The organism is Exiguobacterium sp. s127 (assembly GCF_018618695.1).
Lineage (GTDB): Bacteria > Bacillota > Bacilli > Exiguobacteriales > Exiguobacteriaceae > Exiguobacterium_A > Exiguobacterium_A oxidotolerans.
The window spans coordinates 170,106-188,569 of record NZ_JACSMO010000005.1 but is presented as its reverse complement, the minus strand read 5'-3'; the positions used below and the strand labels follow the sequence as shown (position 1 = coordinate 188,569).

Genomic DNA, 18,464 nt, shown 5'->3' with positions numbered 1-18,464 from the left:
CGGAAACGTCCGTCACAAACATAGTTTTTAGACTGACTTATATCAGTCAAATTTCAATAAAACAACAGGAGCGACTTACGCTTGCGGACGTTTCCGGCGCAATCCGTAGTACTGATAAAACTGAACTTCGATGTTCCCGTTATACAGCTTACGGCGTTTCGTCGCCGGGCGGCCGAACGCTTTCTCGAACTCGACGTATGACGTGATCATATAGACACTGTAATACGGGAATTCCTTAAAGGCGTTACCGACTTTCCGGTACAACTGATGGACTTCACGTGCGTCTTCGAGACGTTCCCCGTACGGCGGGTTGCCGATGATGACACCAAAGTCTTCCTTCGGCTTGAAGTCGGCTGCGTCGCGTTGCATGACGTTGATCGCGTCCCGGACGTCCGCGAGCTCAGCGTTTTGTTTCGCGAGCTTGACCATCTCGGGATCCGTATCGTTGGCATAGATTTTGAGCGGCTTGTCCCACTCAGCTTTTTCGTTTGCTTCCTTGATTGCGTCGAACCAAGCTTTTTTCGGAATCGCTGCCCATTCCTGCGAGACGAACTCACGGTTGATCCCGGGTGCGATATTGCGTCCGATCATCGCCGCTTCGATTGCCAGTGTTCCGGAACCCGTAAAGACGTCGTAGAGCGGCATGTCCGGCTTCCAGTTCGTCAGCATCAGCATTGCCGCTGCCATCGTCTCTTTCAGCGGTGCCGCTGAGTGGAACTCGCGGTAGCCGCGTTTATGGAGGGCGTCGCCTGACGTATCGATTGTCAGCGTCGCGATGTCTTTTAAGAGCGCGACTTCAATCGGGAAGCTGGCACCGGTTTTCGGCAGCCACTCGTCCCCTTTGTTATACGCTTCCTGCATGTGCGAGACGATCGCTTTTTCCGTGATCTTCTGGCAGTCCCGGATTGAGAACAGTTTCGATTTGACGGACCGCCCGTTGACGACGTAGTTCGCTTCCCACGGGAGCAGTTCGCTCCACGGAAGGTCTTTGACTTGATCAAATAATTTTTCGAACGACGTCGCCTTAAATTCCGCGACGACCAGTTTGACTCGGTCTGCCGTCCGGAGCCACAAGTTCAAACGTGGAATGTCTTCCATCTCACAGTCGATGTAAACTTTTCCGTCTTCGACCGTACACTCATATCCTAAATCGCGGACTTCTTTCGCGACCAATGCCTCGATGCCCATCGCTGCCGTCGCGATGACTAAACGTTTTGCCATGATTGTTCACGCTCCTACCTGTTTTTAAGATTTCCAAAATCATTTCAATAAAAAAAGAGCCCAGTTGGACCTGGACTCTCGTTCAAAGTAAAAATAACAGCCTATGTGGTCCTGTAAGCCATGTTCTGTTCCCTAGTGTTGCAAACGGTTTGACCCTCACACGTGGGCGACAATCATCTATCTCCGTATTTACATACGCTCTCCTTCGCGTTCAGTTCCGCTCCGGAAATTCCCCTACCAAATTTGGGTTTCTCGCTCGTGGGGTTTACCTCGTTCCACCCTTACTGTTTCCAGTAAGGCTCCGTCACTGTGGCACTTTCAAGAAGTTTCGGCCCTATCCGAAGACTTAGGCGTTCCTTCTGCCGTCAGCACGACGCTGCCTACACTTATCTTTTCGTGTAGCACGATCACTACAACCATCGCAGGTTGTGCGAGCATGGACTTTCCTCAAAGCACCGAAGTGCCCCGCAATTGTCCGAACCAACATAGTCACTGCTTAACAGTGTAGCGTACTCCCCTGTTTCCCGCAAGGTTTATTTTCAAAAAGGACAATCGAAAAAGTTGCGTGTTCACGTGATTTCGCGGTATAGTACAATGGTTCAGAAGGGGGCATGTACTATGAAAAAACGACGCTCTGGTACGAACCAGCGTACCGTCCGGAAGCTGACGTTCTTGATCGAAATCGATGAAATCAAGGCGCTGCATCTCCGCAACGGCATCTTTGCCTTTTATCGTAAAGGAGAACTCATCCATGCGTTCGAGCCATTTAACGTCAAACAACCGGATGCGTTATCAAAACGAAGCTATCATTTCGACCAACACGATATTCTTTTGATGAACGAACGATTCCCGCAACAAATTCCACTCTATGATGAAGCGATGACATTACGCTCATGGGCGGAACAGGTTGAATTCGGTTTGTATCAACTAATTGATTCGGGACGCCTCTCGTTTGTCCATGAGGATGATACCGGGTATAAAATGGAAGCTAAAATCGAGTGGACAGGTGAGACGCTCACCGTGCCGACTCCCGTTTATAAAAAAGGAAAAGACCCAAAGCAAGATCTTTGAGTCCTTTCTTCGAGCCAGTTCCTCACATGAGGAATTGGCTTTTTTTATTTGATTATTTGACCGTCAGGACACGTTCGACCGTTCGTGTATGGCGGCCGGCAGACGTCGTGAAGACGAGTTTGTACGTCCCTTTGTCCTTTAGCTTGTAGGAAAATTTGTGAAGCCCGTTGCGTAAGTTCGAGTCGGAAAACGTTTTGACGACGGCACCGTCCTTATACAGACGGGTCCGGGTCGACGCACTCGAATACTCATTAAAATAGAACGAAAACGTCTGGTTCGGTTTAATGACGGACGGCAACGAGATTTTCGAAATCGGAGCCGGTACTTTCGCCAGCATCCCGGCATTCAGACGGCCTTTCCCGTAATGAAGCGACGTATCGCCTGATTTTTTCGATGCGGCCGCATAAAGCTTACTGCGGAGCGTATGGTTCGAAATGAACGGGTTCTTTGACTTCGCAAGCGCCATGACGCCACTGACGATCGGTGTCGCCATCGACGTTCCGTCGAGGTAGCCGTATTTGTTCCCGACGATCGTCGAGTAGACGCCCTCCCCTGGTGCCATGATGTTCAGTCCACGTCCGTAGTTCGAGAATGTCGATGCCCGACCGAGCGTTCCGACCGAACCGACGGCGACGACTGACGACATCGACGCCGGGAAGAGCAATTTATTGCGACCGTCGTTGCCGGCAGCACCGACGACGATGATGTTATTCGCTTCCGCCTTCTTGATTGCTTTTTCCATGTACGGATCAAATTCATATTGACCGAGCGACAGATTGATGACGTCCGCGCCTTGCGCGATCGCATACAAAATCCCGTCACCGATATCAATCGAACTGGCGTAATCGCCGTCAAAGACGTCCGCGCCGATCAGCTTGACACCGGAAGCGACACCGACGATGCCTTTTCCGTCTTCTGCAGCTGCGACGATTCCGGCGACATGCGTCCCGTGATCATCCGGTTTACGGATTCCTGAAATCGTCGTCGTCTTATAGATGACGTTCTTGAATTCCGAGTGTTTCGTATCGATCGCGTCATCGATGATTGCGACGCGGATATCTGATTTCCCATGACTGTACTTCCAGTAAGTAGGGATGCGTGATTGATCAAGATATGTTTGTTGCAATTGTGCCGAATCGGTCGCCTTCTCGACTTCCGTGACGGGAATCAAGTCAGCTTTGACTTCATCCGCATCGAGGTGTGCGAGTGGCTCGACGAGCGAAAATCCGTCCTGTTTCAGCGGACGTACTTCTTTTAGGCCTTGGTCTTTTAACCAGGTTTGTTTTTGTTGGTCAGTGAACGTCGGATCGTACTGGACATATTGGGAACTAGCGAATGCCGTCGTCGGTAGACCGACCGCAAGCGCGACAGTGAGTGATACAAGTTGCTTTTTCATATGGACCCTGCCCTTCTGTTAACACACGCCGATTCGATTGATTTGCTGATTCAACGGACTTAAAAAGGAACAGTGCCACCTGATTCTTCGCTGACTTCAAATGAAGTGATTTTCCCAATCGTGACATACGCATAGTACCGTGCCAGGACGGCGCGCCAACGCGCGGCGTCAATCCCCGTCAAGTCTTCTCCGAGCGGAGAACCGTCAAATGTCTCAAACTGCTGACAAAAAAACGCTTCTTCGTCCTCGTTCCATATTACAGATTCGCCAATGAAACCCGTTGAAAATCTGACGAAATCCGCAATCGAGGGACCGATTACTTCTGCCGGGAGGCGTTCACTCATTCTCCCGACCAGTTCATAGCGGTCGCGCTGAGCTTGATCCGCGTCTTCTAACGTCTGACAAAGTAATACTTCGCGATTGATTTCAACTAGAACGATGTAGTCACCGCTCGGTACATTGACGTGTATCATCACTACACCCCTTGGATTAAATTCGTGTAGTTTCTTGATGTGACTTGCTGTTCACTGCCTTATAATGTCCATTTTCGATCAAACATCAATTCAATCGGTTCGTTGTTCTTAGACTTTAACACATGGACGCGCGTCGTATCAATTTGATCGAGTAAATCAGACTTTTGGAGCGAGCGGATTTCAGTCGCTTCCGACTCGGCGATGCGCGCCCGGTGTGGCTCAAGCAACGCTTGTTGCTGACTTGCGAGAGCGTACCAGGCAAGCCGCGCAAACGGCTCGTCTTTCGCCGTCTCAAGAGCGTAACTTTCAAAAATGTCCGGCAAGTAGCTGCTGAATTGATCGAGCGCATCAATGCGTTCCGCTAAATCGAGGACCGTCAACCAGCTCGGTAACGATAACAACGATTCACTTGACCACCAGTCGATTAAATCGACGTGCTCTTTAAAGAGTTGTTGTGCTTCCGTCCGGTCGATGAAGTGGTGCATCGTTTGAATCAATTCATTCCAGGCGACCGTCCAATATTCTTCCGACGGGTTCGCCGAGATGAAGAATTGACGATACACCGTCAACAGCTCCGATACGTCACGGAGCGTTTCGACTTCCAGCCGCTGGTTGAGTCGACTGACTGCTTTCGTGAAATAACTTGGTTCTAATGTTAGCGCCATATAAAGTAATTTCGGGACATCTTTCAAATCTCCTTGATCGACAGTCTCAAATAATTCTTGAATCCACTCTGGTTGTTCGTTCGTCATAATAAATTCTCCTCTACATAGTAAATTTATTTACTATACCCGAAAAGAAATAAATGTAATCCTCTTCTTTAAAAAGCACCAATCCGTTTAGCTGTTTCTTCTCCACATAACACGATCAACAATGAGCCGGACGGAATCGTTTCGTCGAGCCTTCGGTTCAGGTCGAGTCGCTTTCCGTCAGACAAAATCGTCACGCCTTCTTCGAGCATCGCATGGAACGCTTCACGGTACGTCGTCCACTCCGGCCGTACCGGAATCGAGAACATTCCGTCCCCGTGTTTCGTCAATAAGTTCGTCACGACTTTCGTCACGCCCGGGTGATGGGAGGCGAGAATCGCCATCCGGGAAATCGTTTCGTCCCCGAGAATGACTTCGTCGACCTTGATTTGTTCAAAGCTGTCGAGATGTTCTTCAAGCATCATCTCGACGATTGTATAGATGTCCGGATTCGCGCGTTCGATACTCGAAGCAATCAGCAGCGTCCGGCCGTCCGCCAGCGCCGGTGGCATTGAATGATCGGCGAGGACGATTGCACGCGCCGCCTGTTTGACGTTCGCCCGTTGTAACGTCGAGGCGAGTGCCGGGTCCCCGTTGACATAGTGGAACCGTTCGTGACTGAATGGTTCCCGCTCCAAATCATCGACGAGGATGACATCCGTCGTCTCGAGCAGTTCCTCGATGACATGTTTCGACCGGCGGCTGTAGCCGAAGACGATCGTATGGCCTGACTCTTTCACTTGCAACAACCCTCTCTCTTTTTGATCGCGGATCACTTGGACTCCGTCGACGAGCTTCGAAATTAAACTCCCGACGATCCCGATCCCGAAAATGAATACAAAAATCGTCATCATCCGCCCGAAATCCGTATTCGGGAAGAAATCACCGTATCCGACCGTGACGACGGTCGTCATCGTCCAGTAGACGGCACGGAAATACGAGCCGAACGTCTCCGGTTCGACGAGATACATCAGCAAGGCGACGCCGAACACAAAGAAAAACGACGCATAGCCTAACGTCCGCATCTTTAAAAAGGACATCTTTCGTAAAAATCGAAACCAAATCATTCTTTTTTTCACTTCCTTTCGAACAATATCTCTTCGCACCCTGTTAATAGGGGCGAAGGAGGTGATACACATGACACAAGCGGAAGAAATCAAAACGAGTCTCGTCGTCGTCTTCGAACGAGCGGATAAAGTTTCACCGAACGGAGATGCCCTCATCGCCCGTCGTCGCTTCAACGGACTCCGTCCAGACTTAGCTCCTGAAGCTGTCGCTGCAATCGGTCAAGCCATCGGCGCAATGATTACAGGAACATACACACACAGTGAAATCAGTCGTGACTACGCCCTACTCAACGCCTAATCTTAAAGGAGGATTCTCATGGAACATACCATTTTATTGACGTTCGACACATCGACGAACAAACCGTTTCGCCTTCGGTTATCCGGTGCGAAAGCAGACACGACGGTCGCTGAGGTCAAAGCCCTCGGCAACTTGATGGTCGCACACGATCCGTTTTATAACGGCATCATCAAACTGCGTGAAGCCGAACTGCAAAACAGCTCGGAATCCGCCTACGTCCTCTAACACGCACCAGTTGTCATCATCACCGATTGAGGTGATGATGACTTTTTTTTGGTATACTAGTGTTATCAACCAGCTGGAAAGGAAGTCAATTTATGGCCAAACGCCCTCTTACCCCTCGCGAATGCGAACTCGTCGTCTGTAGTCTCTATGTAATGGAACTGATTCCATTCGAAGGAATTATGGAACGACTCGAGTCGATCACGCTCCGAGACATCATCGGACCGGTCGCGACCGGTGACGCGACCCGTCAACAAGCAGCGGAGTCGCTTGATCAATACATCAAGGTGCGGCGCCGCCGTTTCCGTAACGTCCCTCCGGAACACTTATGGTCGCTCGACGACCGGATGGAGCAGGAAGCATTACGGATGATCCGTAAACGCTCTCCCCTCTCTGCCGGAGAGAAGCTCCAACCGAAAGCAATCCCGTTCGAGATGGGTGACACCGTCGAGATGAAGGTCACGGAGATTCAGGAACGCAACAGTAAAGTGACCGTCATCGGGAAAGTCGGACAAGTCACGGCAAAACTTCCCGTCGCGAACCGCCAAGCGCTCAAAGGCAGCAAAACGATAGCAGCTTGGGTGACGGGCATCGAGAAAAAACCGGCCTTGATCCACTTGTCGACTTCCGACTACGGAAAACACCAACCGTCGGCTGAAGTCCTCGCGGCATACGTGACGGCCATCCGGGGCTTACGTCAGTTTTTCGAAACGAACGAGCTGCCTTCGACAGAAGAAGTCGATTTAGCGAAATCCTTGTTCCAACGGATGATCCGCCGCGATCAAAATGACTGGTTCACGGTCTATGTCGCAATGGGCCGTCCCCAACTCGACCATGTCCGCCGCTGGGTCAAGGTCATCCAAATGCTCGGCAAGTCACTGCGTGGCGACGAAGATGCGACACGCCAACTGGCTTCACAGGAAGATCGCTTCTTCAAGGACGCGTTACTCCGTGCCTGCCGCTCCGTCGAGAAGAATCTCGATTCGCGTACGTAACCTCTTTCGACTCTCACGCATGAAATACCTATTAAATGAAACCGATTTTCCGAAACAAAAAAATGCCGCTACCGTCGAACACTTACTTCGAGGTAGCGGCATTTTGAAATTAAGTGATGTCGAGCGTCGACTCGAGGGCCCGACACGTTCTGCGGATCGTCGGTAAAAAGTCCGTTCGTTTCGCGACGCCGCCTTTAATATGAACATGATGAATCCCTTTTGTCCGTTGAATCGCCGTCAGGACCGTGACGAGTTCGACGAACCAATTTGAAATCAGTTCTACGACCTGCTCATCAAAAGCAGCCGCTCCATACACATCATACCCGTTCTCGCAGAGATGGTTCGGGAATTGTTGCTTAAACCTAAAAATTAACGTCTCCGTCGTCGGAATCGACCATTGCTGAAAGAGGATGCGTCGCTCATGATCCATCGACGTTTCAATCACTCCGTCCGTCTTTAACTTTGGCTGACTACCGATGTTCAAAATCCAACTCGTTTTCTTTCGTTCGCCAGTGGAAGTGATCGTTCGCATGGTTTCGTCCATCTCCTTTGATGTGTAAGCGTTTACTCTCTTATTCTACAAGCCGATTGACCTTTCGTGCAAGTGACAAACTAATGAAACTGAACGATGCCTTCGTCTGACGTTCAGTCTAACAAACTTTTCCGCTGTTGACGATGGCAGTAATTAACAACATTCCCCGCGTCTTGCTTTTTTTAACCGCCTGGACGCAAATCGGCAAAAAATGATCGAATCATTCGACACCATCCGTCCCGTAAAGAAATAGCTACTAGCTCCACTAAAAATGTGATACCATTCAGTGGAATCATCGAAAGAGGAGAGAACATTATGCGAAAGTTTTTACGAGTTAGCATCTTGTTCGTACTGTTCGTCCTCATCGCCGGCAGCTTCGTCTACTGGCAGAATCGGGAACGTGTCCAAAATGAATTGTATCGTACCTATTACGGGCAATACGGCGTCCCTGCCGAGAACATCGACATCTACGAACAAGCCGGTGACCGGTATGAAATCGATTGGAAGCTGTTAGCAGCAATCCATCGGGTCGAGACGATTTTTTCGAACTCTTCCGCGATGCAGTCGTCCGTCGGCGCCATCGGTCCATTCCAATTCATGCCGAAAACATGGGTCGGTTGGGGATATGAAGGTGGTACGTCGCTCGGTGACATCGAGCACGACGGGATTGATTTGACGGATCCGGAAGCAATTGAAAAGTATGGCGGTCTTGGGGTCGATGCTGACCAGGACGGCAAAGCCGATCCGACGAACCTGACGGATAGCGCCCATACGGCAGCGAAGTACCTCAACCAGCATGACGTCACGAAAACATCTGAACGCCAGACGCTCGAGTCCGCACTGTTTGAATACAATCGCAGTGAACAATATGTCGTCGACGTCCTCGCACAATACGATAATTATCAACAGCAAGTCGAGACGATTGATGCGAACGACCTCGACTTCAAACAAAAGACACTCGCCCTACTTCTTCGCGTCAGCTCACGTTTACTCAATTAAAGGAGGCACCACCATGACACAACCCGATCTTTCATCACTTCAGATCGAGGAATCGTCAATCCGCGTCAAGACGACATTTGATGCAGACAAGACGAAACGTTATTTGCGAAGCTACATCTTTGACGACATCGAGGAAGGAACGCACGTCGCCGCGATGATTTATACACCGCGGACGACGGACGCCTTCTTGTCCGGGACGACGACACAACGGGCGTATAACTTGATGAAGAAACACGTCAGTGCTCCCGTCAAACAATACGATATCATCAGCTTGATGCCTGATTTACTCGTCAGTGAAGATTTACCGTTCGCTCAGGCGAGCTATGACGAAATCAACTACCAATTCGTCGAACAGACGTTACAGCAAGTCCGGGCCAAAAATGGTGTTGTCTTATGCGGATGGGGCTCCCCGGGTCGCTTGATGCACCACTTGCCTGCATTCGAAGATTTATTCAACGAATATGCCGACATATTATACTGCTCCGGCATCACGTCTAAAGGCGAACCGAACCACTTGCGTCTGACCGTCGACGACAGTCCGATGATTACGTATCGTGAGATGCAACAAAAAGCGAAAAAACTGCGGCGTAAATAATGCGTCAACAAAAAGGTGTTCTTCCCGGTTCTTACACACGGGAGAACACCTTTTTTTAGGACGATTAAAGCATTTACGTCTGGATGCTGTCTTGTCTCATCGGTAAAGCGGTTCGAATCACTTTTCGACTTCGACTTCCAGAATAGCTTCGATTTCTGCTTCGACTTCTTTATTCACCATCTGCGAACGTTTTTTTCTCAATTCAAGATCCATTTCTTGATCGATGAACTGGTTCGTATGCTTATCAAAACAGCTGTAACAAACCGCATGAAAGTCTTTTTCATCTGTCTTCAAAGATTTAAATTCCCACGTCTCCAGTTCCAGATAACTGACTTGGTTATTCGTTTCTTTTCCACATATTTCGCACGTCATGTTCATTCCGCTCCCCTTTTCAGACATCTTGCTTACTTTTTCCTAATTGGCGTTCTTTGATTCGTTTTAGACGTCCATGATATTTCATGATGTTCGCTTGTGATTGTTTGGCTTCTTCACTCGTCGGTTCCAAGTTCTCGATATCCCAGTATTTCACGACGACATCTAATACTTGGTCGAAGTATTGGAGTGGTCCGTAATTCGTATCGACGGCGATGGTTTTCATGCGCTCGGTAAAGTCCGGCATGACGGCACCCGGCATCGAGAAGTTAATGATGACATCTTCAAAGAACACGATGAAGTTCGGATCGAGCTCAAGGTGTGCCTTTACCGTATCGCGATAGAACGCATAGTGAAGGGCTTCGTCTTTCGCCAAACGGCGAAGCAGCGTCGCCAAGTCTTTGTCATGCGCCCCTGCCACTCTCGCGACGTTGTTATAGAAAACGAGTGTCGCAAGCTCCTGCAACGACGTATAGGCCATTGTTGCTAAAGGATTCGTAAAGTCCGGGAACCAACCACTTTCAACGACGCGTCTTCTTAATTGATGCAACCGGGTCGGATTGACGTTTCGTGTCACGAGTAAATACGTTTCGAGTAAGCTCGAATGCTGATCTTCCTCCGCCGTCCACGTACGGACGAAATCATTGATGACCTCCATCGAATTTTTAAAGGTGTAATCCAAATGCGACGTGTACCAAGGTAAATTCACTTCTGTCAGCAAGGCCGTTTCCACCGCAACGATGACACCTTCCGGAAGCGTGACTTGACTTTCCTCCCAAGGAACCCGTTTAAATGACATCGCCTTGTCCCAAGGAATGAATTCGTGATAGCTCCAGTCGATATGTGCAGAGCGTTCCTTATGTAATCGATATAATTCTTGAATGCGCGGTTCTAAACGAATATCTAAATCTGAATTTAACATGATCATGTCTCCTTTAAGATGTTTTTTTAACCTTAACCCATTTAAATGTATTTAACCATTATAATGATTTAAATCAAACTTGTTTATGGCTATAACATTTTAAGGAGCAGGTCGTATTAGCTACTGTAGACATTATAAAGTGAGACGCCGTCCTATCCAAGAAAAAAAACCTGCATTCACAGATTTTTTAAAAATCCATGCATACAGGCTTATGACTCACTTGAGAAAAATCGCTAAAATGATTTGAATACTATTCATCCTGTCGTTCATTTTCGCGTCAGTACAGCATCAATTCAAGTAAACAGTCGACGAGATCCTTCTCAAGATCCAGTGCCTGGAGCTGATGCATCAAATTGATCGGCTCAAGACGTTGCGTCAATAGACGATAGAGACGGTCCTTCAAGTCGTAGCCGATTTCCGCCTGATCGAGGAACTCATATAAGCGTTCCATCCGATTATCGTTCGTTGACATTTCGACTTGGAGCGATAACGTGACCGTTTCCGTCACTTCACCGAGCGAAACCGTCAACGATTGTTTTTTCGGGTCATATTCGCCCGGTAACGTTTCTCCGTCACGGACGATATACCCTTCGTTGACACCACGTAAAATCACGGTGATGACCCGTTTTTCAGGCAACAGTTCCTGTTTTCCGATTGGTGCTGCGATCGTCATCGTCCGGGCGACCCAGTCGAGTTCGAACGATGTCTCGACGTTTTCCCCGTCCCGGTGGGCGACACCGACACTGTCATCCTCAAACAGCGTGAATTGGTTCGAGGCGCCAGGGAATACGTGAACATCGAGGTGTTCCGGATTATGCAAGGCGTTCGAGTGCTCGACGTGTCGACCGAGCGGAATGATCGCGCCTGCTTTCGCGAGAACCGCCTGTTCGTCAAGCTTTCGGAACAGACGCATTTGTTTCCCGCCTGTATAACGGTGACCGGAGAAGAAATCGAACCATTCCCCGTCCGGCAACCACGCCGTCGTCGCCGCGACGTGTAATTTCTGATTCATCGGTTCGACGATCGGTGCGACCATCATTTCCGTTCCGAAATAATACTGGTTCGGGACGGCATAAGCAAGTTCGTCTTCCGGATGCTCATAATACATCGGTGAGACGAGCGGCAATCCGTCAAAATGATTGCGGGCATTCATCGTGTAGATATACGGGACGAGTTGATGACGCAACCGTAAATACCGTTTCATGACTTGTTCCGCCTCGACCGAATACCGCCACGGTTCCTTCCCGTTAAAGATGCTCATCGTACTGTGCAAACGCATGACCGGGCTGAAGACACCATATTGGAGCCAGCGCGTCGATAATTCATCATCTTTTTCACCGCGCTGGTGTCCGCCGATATCGTGACTCCACCAGCCGTAGCCGATGTTCGACGCCGTCGCCGTGAAGTACGGCTGGAACTTGAGTGATGCCCAGGAGATGATCGTGTCACCGGAGAAACCGACCGGATAACGATGACTGCCGGGTCCTGCGTAGCGTGAGAAGATTAACGGACGATTGCCGTCACGGGCGATATCGAGCGCATGGTAATGATTGAGCATCCAGAGCGGGTCGAGCCCTTTAATCTTCGAGTTCGCTCCCTGTTGCCAGTCGATCCACCAAAAGTCGACGCCGTCCGCCTCATGCGGGTGATGCAGTTTCGTGAAGTAGTTTTCGATGAACGTCTTGTCCGAAAAATCAAACGGAATCCGGTCTTCCGTATCCGGATCAAGTCCCATCGCGACAGCCATCGCTTCATAAGCCTCTTCAAACCCGCGAACACCGTCCGCCGGGTGCAGGTTGAGCGTCACCATCCGGTCATCATCCTTCAACCATTTCAGGAAGCCTCGCGGATCGGGGAACAAGTCGCGGTTCCACGTATAGCCGGTCCAACCGCTCCCGTATTTTTCCGGAATGTCGGTCACGTGCCAATCCATGTCGATGACGCTGACGGAAAACGGGACGTCTTCTTTTTTGAAACGTGTCATCAAGTCTTTGTATTCTTTTTCGTTATAGCGCCAGTAACGGCTCCACCAGTTCCCGAGAACTTGACGCGGCAACATCGGCGTCGGTCCTGTTAAATGATAGAAGTCCTTCAGCGCTTGTTTGTAGTCATGACCATAACCGAAGTAATAAATATCTTTTGCCCCGTCTTGGCGCGGCTCGACGAAATGATCTTCCGTCAGGACGAACGAAGCCGAGTCGTCAATCGCCGCGTACCCTTGGCGGGAGATGATTCCTTCTTCGAGCGGAATCTCCCCGTCCGCATGGTCGAGTGTCCGCGCCGTCCCTTTGAGCGTCCGGAGCGGTCCGCCGAATGTATAGCGGCTGTAGTACGTACTGAAGTTCCCGAGCACGTCGACATATAACGTGTTCTCAGCGAACGGACCTTTCGTATAGTGGAGGTGCACATGTTCCGTGATAATTTGCAATTCCGTATCGTCTTCAACGATTCGGAATGACGGGACGGGAAAATCGCGGTTCCAGACCGTTTGCGTCGGCCGGTCCTCAAAGCGACCATCCTCCGCGTATTCCATCCGAATCATCCGACTCGTCAAAATCGTGAAGCGGTAATGATCACCTTGAATGATCGCTTCCGGTCGTGCCAGTGGTTTCATGTCTCGCGTATAGAAATGGGATTCGTCAATTGTTCGCATACGGGATCAGGACGAAATCGTCCTTTTCACTTCCTTCCAAAAAGTAAGTAGTGCAACCGATGTACACCCTAAGTGTATAAAACTGTTTGTTCCCGTTTCAAGTTCCAACTAATCCATTATTCAAAAAAAGTAGTCCCGCCAATGCATTATCGACGGGACTACGAACTCTGCTTTTTATAATAAGGGCGAAATCAGCCGCGAGAATGATTCGAACAGACGGAAACGAAGCGATCGCTTGACATAATCATTGGACGACAACTGAATCGAAACTTCGAAGTCATCGATGAAGTCCCGCTCAAGCTTCGATGCACTTTCCGTATCATAGAGAAACGCCATGATTTCGTAGTTGAGGACGAAACTGCGAATATCCATGTTCGCCGTCCCGACGACGCCGATCTTGCCATCAATCAACACGATTTTCGCATGGATGAAGTGACGGTTATACGTATAAATTTTCACTCCGTCTTTGAGCAATGGTCCGAAATAAGAGCGTGTCCCGTAATACGACGTGAAGCTGTCCCCTCGTCCCGGCGTCAAAATCCGGACGTCGAGCCCGGCCCGTGCCGCAAGCCGCAGCAATGTCATCGTTTCATTGTCCGGAATCAAATAGGGCGTCGCAATCCAAATCGAGCGCTGGGCAGAGATGATTGCTGCAATCAAGGCATTACGGATCGCCGGATCTTTTGACGTCGGTCCACTCGTGACGACTTGTACCGCCCCGTCCGTCTCAGCGTCATGTTTCGGGAAGTAGCGTGCTAATCCGTCCTCGCCACCGAACGTCTCCCATGTATCCGTCCCTTCAAGATGCGCATAAATCCAATCATCCAAAAACGTCGCCTGCAACTCCTTGACGGCACGCCCTTCGAGTCGAAGGTGCGTATCGCGCCAAAATCCAAATTTCTTGTTTTTACCATCGTATTCATCGCCGACGTTCAATCCACCGGTAAAGCCGACTTTGCCGTCGATGACGACGATTTTCCGGTGATTCCGGAAGTTTGCCGTGAAGATGAACAAGGGACTCGAAATCGGATCATACGCGGCGATTTTTGCTCCGGCGTCACGGAGCGGACGTAAAAAGCCTTCCCCGAGCATATAACTGCCGAGCCCGTCGTACATGAAGCGGACTTCGACCCCGGCTTCTAGCCGTTCAATCAATGCTTCACGGATCGCCTTCCCCGTCTCATCGTTGCGGTAGATGTAATACTGGATGTGGACGTGATGCTTCGCACTCCGGATCGCCTCAAGAATCGCCGGGAACGTCTCCGTTCCGTTCGTCAAAATTTTACTTGCCGTATGGACATCGACCCCACCGCCACCGAAGTTTCGAATCGTGTTGGCGAGCTTCAGGTGATTTGCCGGCAATTCACTGACGGCGAGCGAACGGACCGGCCGGGTCGCTTGTTTGAGTAACATCCGCTCATCATGCGACCGGCGGTTCCGGCGACGGCGACGCGGGTTCCGACCGAACATCATCCAGATGATGACCCCGAGAATCGGTAAAAAGATTAAGACTAGAAACCAGGCAATCGTCGATTCTGCCGTCCGATTTTCAATGAAGATAATCATGATGACGGCGAGCGGCACGACGACCGCGGAAATCGTTAATACAAAATAGAGGTAATCCAATTGATACAATGTCCAAATGATACCTCCAGCGACTAAAAACACGAGCGCGAACTGTAAAACCCGATTGCGCACTTTACTTCCCCCTCTATGAAACATACTCTCTTATCGTCATTTCCCTGTCTCCTTTAAAAATATAGCAAAAAAAGAAACCACAGATGTGATTTCTTCAAAAGTTGACCTGAATTTAAAAAACGTCATCGTACATCGCGCGACCCGGAAGCGGATCGGCGAGCGAGGCCCAATCAGTTTCATCCCGCTGAACGAGGCAGGCATCGAATTGTGCTTCAAGCCGTTTTTGATCCAAACCAATCCCGATCAGGACGAGTTCCGTCCGGCGATCCGCTTGCGTCTCGAACCGTCCGGCGTATTCCATATTCGACGCATATCCTGCCTGATGAAACAAGAGTGCCACTTCCGGTCGTGTCGCGAGGAACAAAAATCCTTTCGCGCGGACGATTGTTTCCGGCCACGTCTCAATCAACGCAAGCAGGCGCTCCGGATGAAACGGGACCTCCCGCCGATAAACAAAGGATTGAATCCCGTATTCTTCCGTCTCCGGGACATGTTCCTCGGCATTAAGCTCACGGATCCAACCGGCACTTCCTGCCGCCTGCTCAAAATCAAATAAATCGACGTCAAGAATTGCTGCCGAGTCGACTTGTCCGTAGGTCGTCTCGATCAGTTTCGCCACCGGGTTCAGTGCTTTCAAATAACGAATGACTTCGATACGTTCTTCCGCCGTCAGTCGGTCCACTTTGTTCAAGAGAAGGATATCCGCAAACTCGACCTGGTCGACGAGCAAGTCAACGACTTCCCGGACGTCCTGTTCATCAACTGCCTGTTGCCGTTCAATTAGTGATTCGCCGGACTCAAAATCTTTCAGGAAACTGTACCCGTCGATGACCGTCACCATCGCATTGATTTTCGTCGCGTCCGTCAAATCGATTCGGCTGTCTTCATCGACGTACGTAAACGTTTGGGCAACCGGAATCGGTTCCGAGATCCCGCTTGATTCGATGACGATGCCATCCAGATCGCCTTGGTCGACGAGGCGACGGACTTCAACTAATAGATCATCACGAAGCGTACAACAGATGCAACCGTTCGATAACGTCACGAACGACTCCTCCGTCCTTGAAAAGCCGGCCTTTTCAATCAATGCCGCATCGATATTGACTTCACTCATATCGTTGACGATGATGGCGAGCTTCCGCCCTGCCCGATTATGTAATAAGTGATTCAAGACTGTTGTTTTTCCTGCACCAAGATAACCGGACAGGACCGTGATCGGAATGCGTGACATGTAAATCGTCCCCTTTATAAATCGTAATGATTACGTTTTAAATAGTAACGATTCCGATTTAGACTGTCAAGTCCCGAAAAATTAAAAAAGTCAGGACAACGACCGTCCGTTCATTCAAAAAACGTCGTCCGGATCAACTGGACGATTCTTTCGGCAGCCTCTTTTGAAAAACCGGCAATCGTGTAATGGTTCGTATTCGCAATCAGATGGAATCTCGCATCCGGCAAACTATCGGCAAACCGTTCATGAGCTGCATTGATCCGTTTCGTCAAATCTTTGTTCAGCCATTTTTCAGGCATCCCGCCCGCCCAATCAGAAGCTGACAATACAAGAACCGGTGGCGTCACGTGCGGGACGAGCTGCAAAATCTGCTGATTGTTGTGTGCGACGGTGTCCCACTCGTCAAGCGTGCCCCGCCAGTGATGCGTCCGGCTCAACTGTCGCCACAGCGGGACACGGTCCGCTTTCGGAAGGCTTTTGAACATCCGCGCCCCAAGATTGTCCGGAATCAACCAGGCGAGAGGACGGATATGACTGAGGACATACAAAAAACGGTTCCACTTTTCCTGCATCCGCTCATACCAGTCCGGCAGTTCAACATCAACTTCCGGATGTGACGGATCGAGCAAGACGATGCCAACCGTCTCGTCCGGACGACGGCGCCCGAGTTCGAGCGAGATATAGGCACCGAGCGAATGACCGATGAACAGAAACGGTCCGTCGATTGTGAGTACATCCAGGACGCGTCCGAGTTCAGCCGCCTGTTGACTAAAAAATCGTTTCGTTTTGCCGCGCGAGGACTTGCCGTACCCGAGCCGTGAATATTCAAAGACGCGTCCGAGCTGCAATAACTCGCCGCGCAACCAGCCCCACTGGTGGTGGTTCGACATCATCCCGTGATCGAGGATGAACGTCACATTTCCTGTTCCCGTCAACCGGGTGTCAAACCGTCCGTCAACCGTCTCAACAATCCGTTCCACTTTAAGCCCCCCCTTATTCAAATAACGCCAGCTCGATATCGTACCCGAGCAGATTTAAGTAATCAAACAATTGTGACCGGTGATGATACAAGTGGACGGCTGCTTCCACCAACCAACCGGACGAACTGTCTCTGACGCCCCAGTAGGTCGGTTCCGTCGCAAAATCACCCGCCAGCCGGTCTTGATAATACTGCCATGACTGGTCCAAGCGGTCGACAAGCTGACCGGTCAGCACCGGGATCGCATAAAACTGCGCCATCTCCTCTGCCGTCGCGCCGGTCGCAATCCGCAAATCCGCTTCGAGCAACACGGCAAGATGGGCGGCGACTTCATATACGGACCGCTTCCCCGCAATCGGTCGCTTCTGCCAATCGTCCTGTCGAATCCGTTCCATCAATCGGCTTGTCGTCCGGACACCAACGGCGACGTGCCGTTGTAACGCCTGTTGCCACTCATCCACGGGACCACCACGCGAGCGCACGGTGTTCCATTTCCTTGACGAACGCATCCTTACCGGCGATGTAGGCACTGATGTCGACCGGATGCTGCTTCGCCAGTTGTTCCTTGATGTCGCTGTAAGCTGTCGCTTCTTGCGGATGCTGCCGTAAGTAATCGCGAAAGACGACATGACGCCTGATTTCCGGACTGCCGTCCGCATAGAGATGGATGTGATGCGTCCGCGCATCGCCGCCCTTGCGGTAGTAACGCCGTCCCGGCATGCCGAACTCGCCCATGACTTCGTAACCGAGTGCTTCCATCGCCGTGTCGAACGACTCAATCTCACCCAGCGTATCGACGACCGGTAAGATGTCGATGATCGGTTTTGCCGACAGTCCCGCGACCGATGTACTGCCGATATGATGGATGCCACGCAACCGTTGCCCGAAAATCGCCCGCAGTTGTGCCGCTTCCGTTTCGAACATTTCTGCCCATACCTCTTGATACGGTGTAACGATGACTTGTCTCATACCAATCCTCTCCTTTGTTATT

General features: G+C 50.4%; 20 protein-coding genes and 1 other RNA gene. 6 read left to right on the top strand and 15 right to left on the bottom strand.

What is annotated here, in order from left to right; genetic code table 11:
* Positions 1-75: 75 nt before the first annotated feature.
* Positions 76-1,221: a THUMP domain-containing class I SAM-dependent RNA methyltransferase gene (locus KNP98_RS08875; RefSeq protein WP_088836883.1), complete on the bottom strand. Its 1,146-nt coding sequence runs from the start codon at positions 1,219-1,221 to the stop codon at positions 76-78.
* Between the two features lie 109 nt (positions 1,222-1,330).
* Positions 1,331-1,704: RNase P RNA component class B (rnpB, locus tag KNP98_RS08870), an RNA gene on the bottom strand.
* Positions 1,705-1,839: 135 nt separating this feature from the next.
* On the opposite strand from rnpB, the gene KNP98_RS08865 reads away from it, so the two are divergent.
* On the top strand, positions 1,840-2,292 hold the full coding sequence (locus tag KNP98_RS08865; protein ID WP_235195231.1) for a hypothetical protein: 453 nt from the start codon (positions 1,840-1,842) through the stop codon (positions 2,290-2,292).
* Between the two features lie 52 nt (positions 2,293-2,344).
* Here the strand turns inward: KNP98_RS08865 and KNP98_RS08860 are convergent, their stop codons facing one another.
* The 4 genes from KNP98_RS08860 to KNP98_RS08845 all read right to left on the bottom strand — a co-directional run bounded on the left by KNP98_RS08860 (position 2,345) and on the right by KNP98_RS08845 (position 5,977).
* Positions 2,345-3,688, bottom strand: coding sequence for a S8 family peptidase (locus KNP98_RS08860; RefSeq protein ID WP_214811168.1), 1,344 nt, complete (start codon positions 3,686-3,688; stop codon positions 2,345-2,347).
* 59 nt (positions 3,689-3,747) lie between these two features.
* Positions 3,748-4,161 (bottom strand): hypothetical protein, encoded by a 414-nt coding sequence (locus KNP98_RS08855; protein WP_088836881.1) that lies wholly within the window; start codon positions 4,159-4,161, stop codon positions 3,748-3,750.
* Between the two features lie 59 nt (positions 4,162-4,220).
* On the bottom strand, positions 4,221-4,913 hold the full coding sequence (locus KNP98_RS08850) for a hypothetical protein (protein WP_159172631.1): 693 nt from the start codon (positions 4,911-4,913) through the stop codon (positions 4,221-4,223).
* A gap of 68 nt (positions 4,914-4,981) precedes the next feature.
* On the bottom strand, positions 4,982-5,977 hold the full coding sequence (locus tag KNP98_RS08845; protein ID WP_214765629.1) for a potassium channel family protein: 996 nt from the start codon (positions 5,975-5,977) through the stop codon (positions 4,982-4,984).
* 70 nt (positions 5,978-6,047) lie between these two features.
* Here KNP98_RS08845 and KNP98_RS08840 point away from each other — a divergent pair, with 70 nt between their 5' ends.
* The 3 genes from KNP98_RS08840 to KNP98_RS08830 all read left to right on the top strand — a co-directional run bounded on the left by KNP98_RS08840 (position 6,048) and on the right by KNP98_RS08830 (position 7,492).
* Positions 6,048-6,275 (top strand): DUF1659 domain-containing protein, encoded by a 228-nt coding sequence (locus KNP98_RS08840; protein ID WP_029333476.1) that lies wholly within the window; start codon positions 6,048-6,050, stop codon positions 6,273-6,275.
* An 18-nt stretch (positions 6,276-6,293) separates the two neighbouring features.
* Entirely contained in the window at positions 6,294-6,500 is a 207-nt protein-coding gene (locus tag KNP98_RS08835) for a DUF2922 domain-containing protein (protein WP_029333475.1), read from the top strand.
* Between the two features lie 92 nt (positions 6,501-6,592).
* The gene (locus tag KNP98_RS08830; RefSeq protein WP_159172632.1) at positions 6,593-7,492 is read left to right on the top strand and encodes a hypothetical protein; all 900 of its coding nucleotides are present in this window, start codon (positions 6,593-6,595) and stop codon (positions 7,490-7,492) included.
* Positions 7,493-7,601: 109 nt separating this feature from the next.
* Here KNP98_RS08830 and KNP98_RS08825 read toward each other — a convergent pair whose 3' ends face one another.
* Positions 7,602-8,024: a hypothetical protein gene (locus tag KNP98_RS08825; RefSeq protein WP_088836877.1), complete on the bottom strand. Its 423-nt coding sequence runs from the start codon at positions 8,022-8,024 to the stop codon at positions 7,602-7,604.
* Positions 8,025-8,339: 315 nt separating this feature from the next.
* On the opposite strand from KNP98_RS08825, the gene KNP98_RS08820 reads away from it, so the two are divergent.
* Positions 8,340-9,023, top strand: a complete 684-nt coding sequence (locus tag KNP98_RS08820; protein ID WP_029333472.1) for a lytic transglycosylase domain-containing protein — start codon at positions 8,340-8,342, stop codon at positions 9,021-9,023.
* A gap of 13 nt (positions 9,024-9,036) precedes the next feature.
* Positions 9,037-9,618, top strand: coding sequence for a DUF1643 domain-containing protein (locus KNP98_RS08815; RefSeq protein WP_029333471.1), 582 nt, complete (start codon positions 9,037-9,039; stop codon positions 9,616-9,618).
* A gap of 117 nt (positions 9,619-9,735) precedes the next feature.
* On the opposite strand, the gene KNP98_RS08810 is transcribed toward KNP98_RS08815, so the two are convergent.
* From KNP98_RS08810 to KNP98_RS08775, 8 genes are all read right to left on the bottom strand, one after another.
* On the bottom strand, positions 9,736-9,996 hold the full coding sequence (locus tag KNP98_RS08810) for a hypothetical protein (RefSeq protein ID WP_029333470.1): 261 nt from the start codon (positions 9,994-9,996) through the stop codon (positions 9,736-9,738).
* Between the two features lie 13 nt (positions 9,997-10,009).
* On the bottom strand, positions 10,010-10,912 hold the full coding sequence (locus tag KNP98_RS08805) for an acyl-ACP desaturase (RefSeq protein WP_088836876.1): 903 nt from the start codon (positions 10,910-10,912) through the stop codon (positions 10,010-10,012).
* Between the two features lie 277 nt (positions 10,913-11,189).
* Positions 11,190-13,526: a glycoside hydrolase family 31 protein gene (locus KNP98_RS08800; RefSeq protein WP_251135155.1), complete on the bottom strand. Its 2,337-nt coding sequence runs from the start codon at positions 13,524-13,526 to the stop codon at positions 11,190-11,192.
* A 213-nt stretch (positions 13,527-13,739) separates the two neighbouring features.
* A complete protein-coding gene (locus tag KNP98_RS08795; protein WP_088836874.1) occupies positions 13,740-15,263 on the bottom strand; it encodes a cardiolipin synthase in 1,524 nt (507 codons plus the stop codon).
* 112 nt (positions 15,264-15,375) lie between these two features.
* Positions 15,376-16,494 carry a GTP-binding protein gene (locus tag KNP98_RS08790; RefSeq protein ID WP_214811164.1) on the bottom strand — a complete coding sequence of 373 codons (1,119 nt, stop codon included), beginning with the start codon at positions 16,492-16,494 and terminating at the stop codon, positions 15,376-15,378.
* Positions 16,495-16,604: 110 nt separating this feature from the next.
* Positions 16,605-17,474, bottom strand: a complete 870-nt coding sequence (locus KNP98_RS08785) for an alpha/beta fold hydrolase (RefSeq protein WP_214807921.1) — start codon at positions 17,472-17,474, stop codon at positions 16,605-16,607.
* A 13-nt stretch (positions 17,475-17,487) separates the two neighbouring features.
* On the bottom strand, positions 17,488-17,934 hold the full coding sequence (locus KNP98_RS08780; RefSeq protein WP_214769587.1) for a DinB family protein: 447 nt from the start codon (positions 17,932-17,934) through the stop codon (positions 17,488-17,490).
* Complete coding sequence (locus tag KNP98_RS08775; protein WP_088836870.1) at positions 17,927-18,442, bottom strand: GrpB family protein; 516 nt, start codon at positions 18,440-18,442, stop codon at positions 17,927-17,929. The genes KNP98_RS08780 and KNP98_RS08775 overlap by 8 nt, the downstream gene beginning before the upstream one ends.
* Between the last annotated feature and the right edge of the window lie 22 nt (positions 18,443-18,464).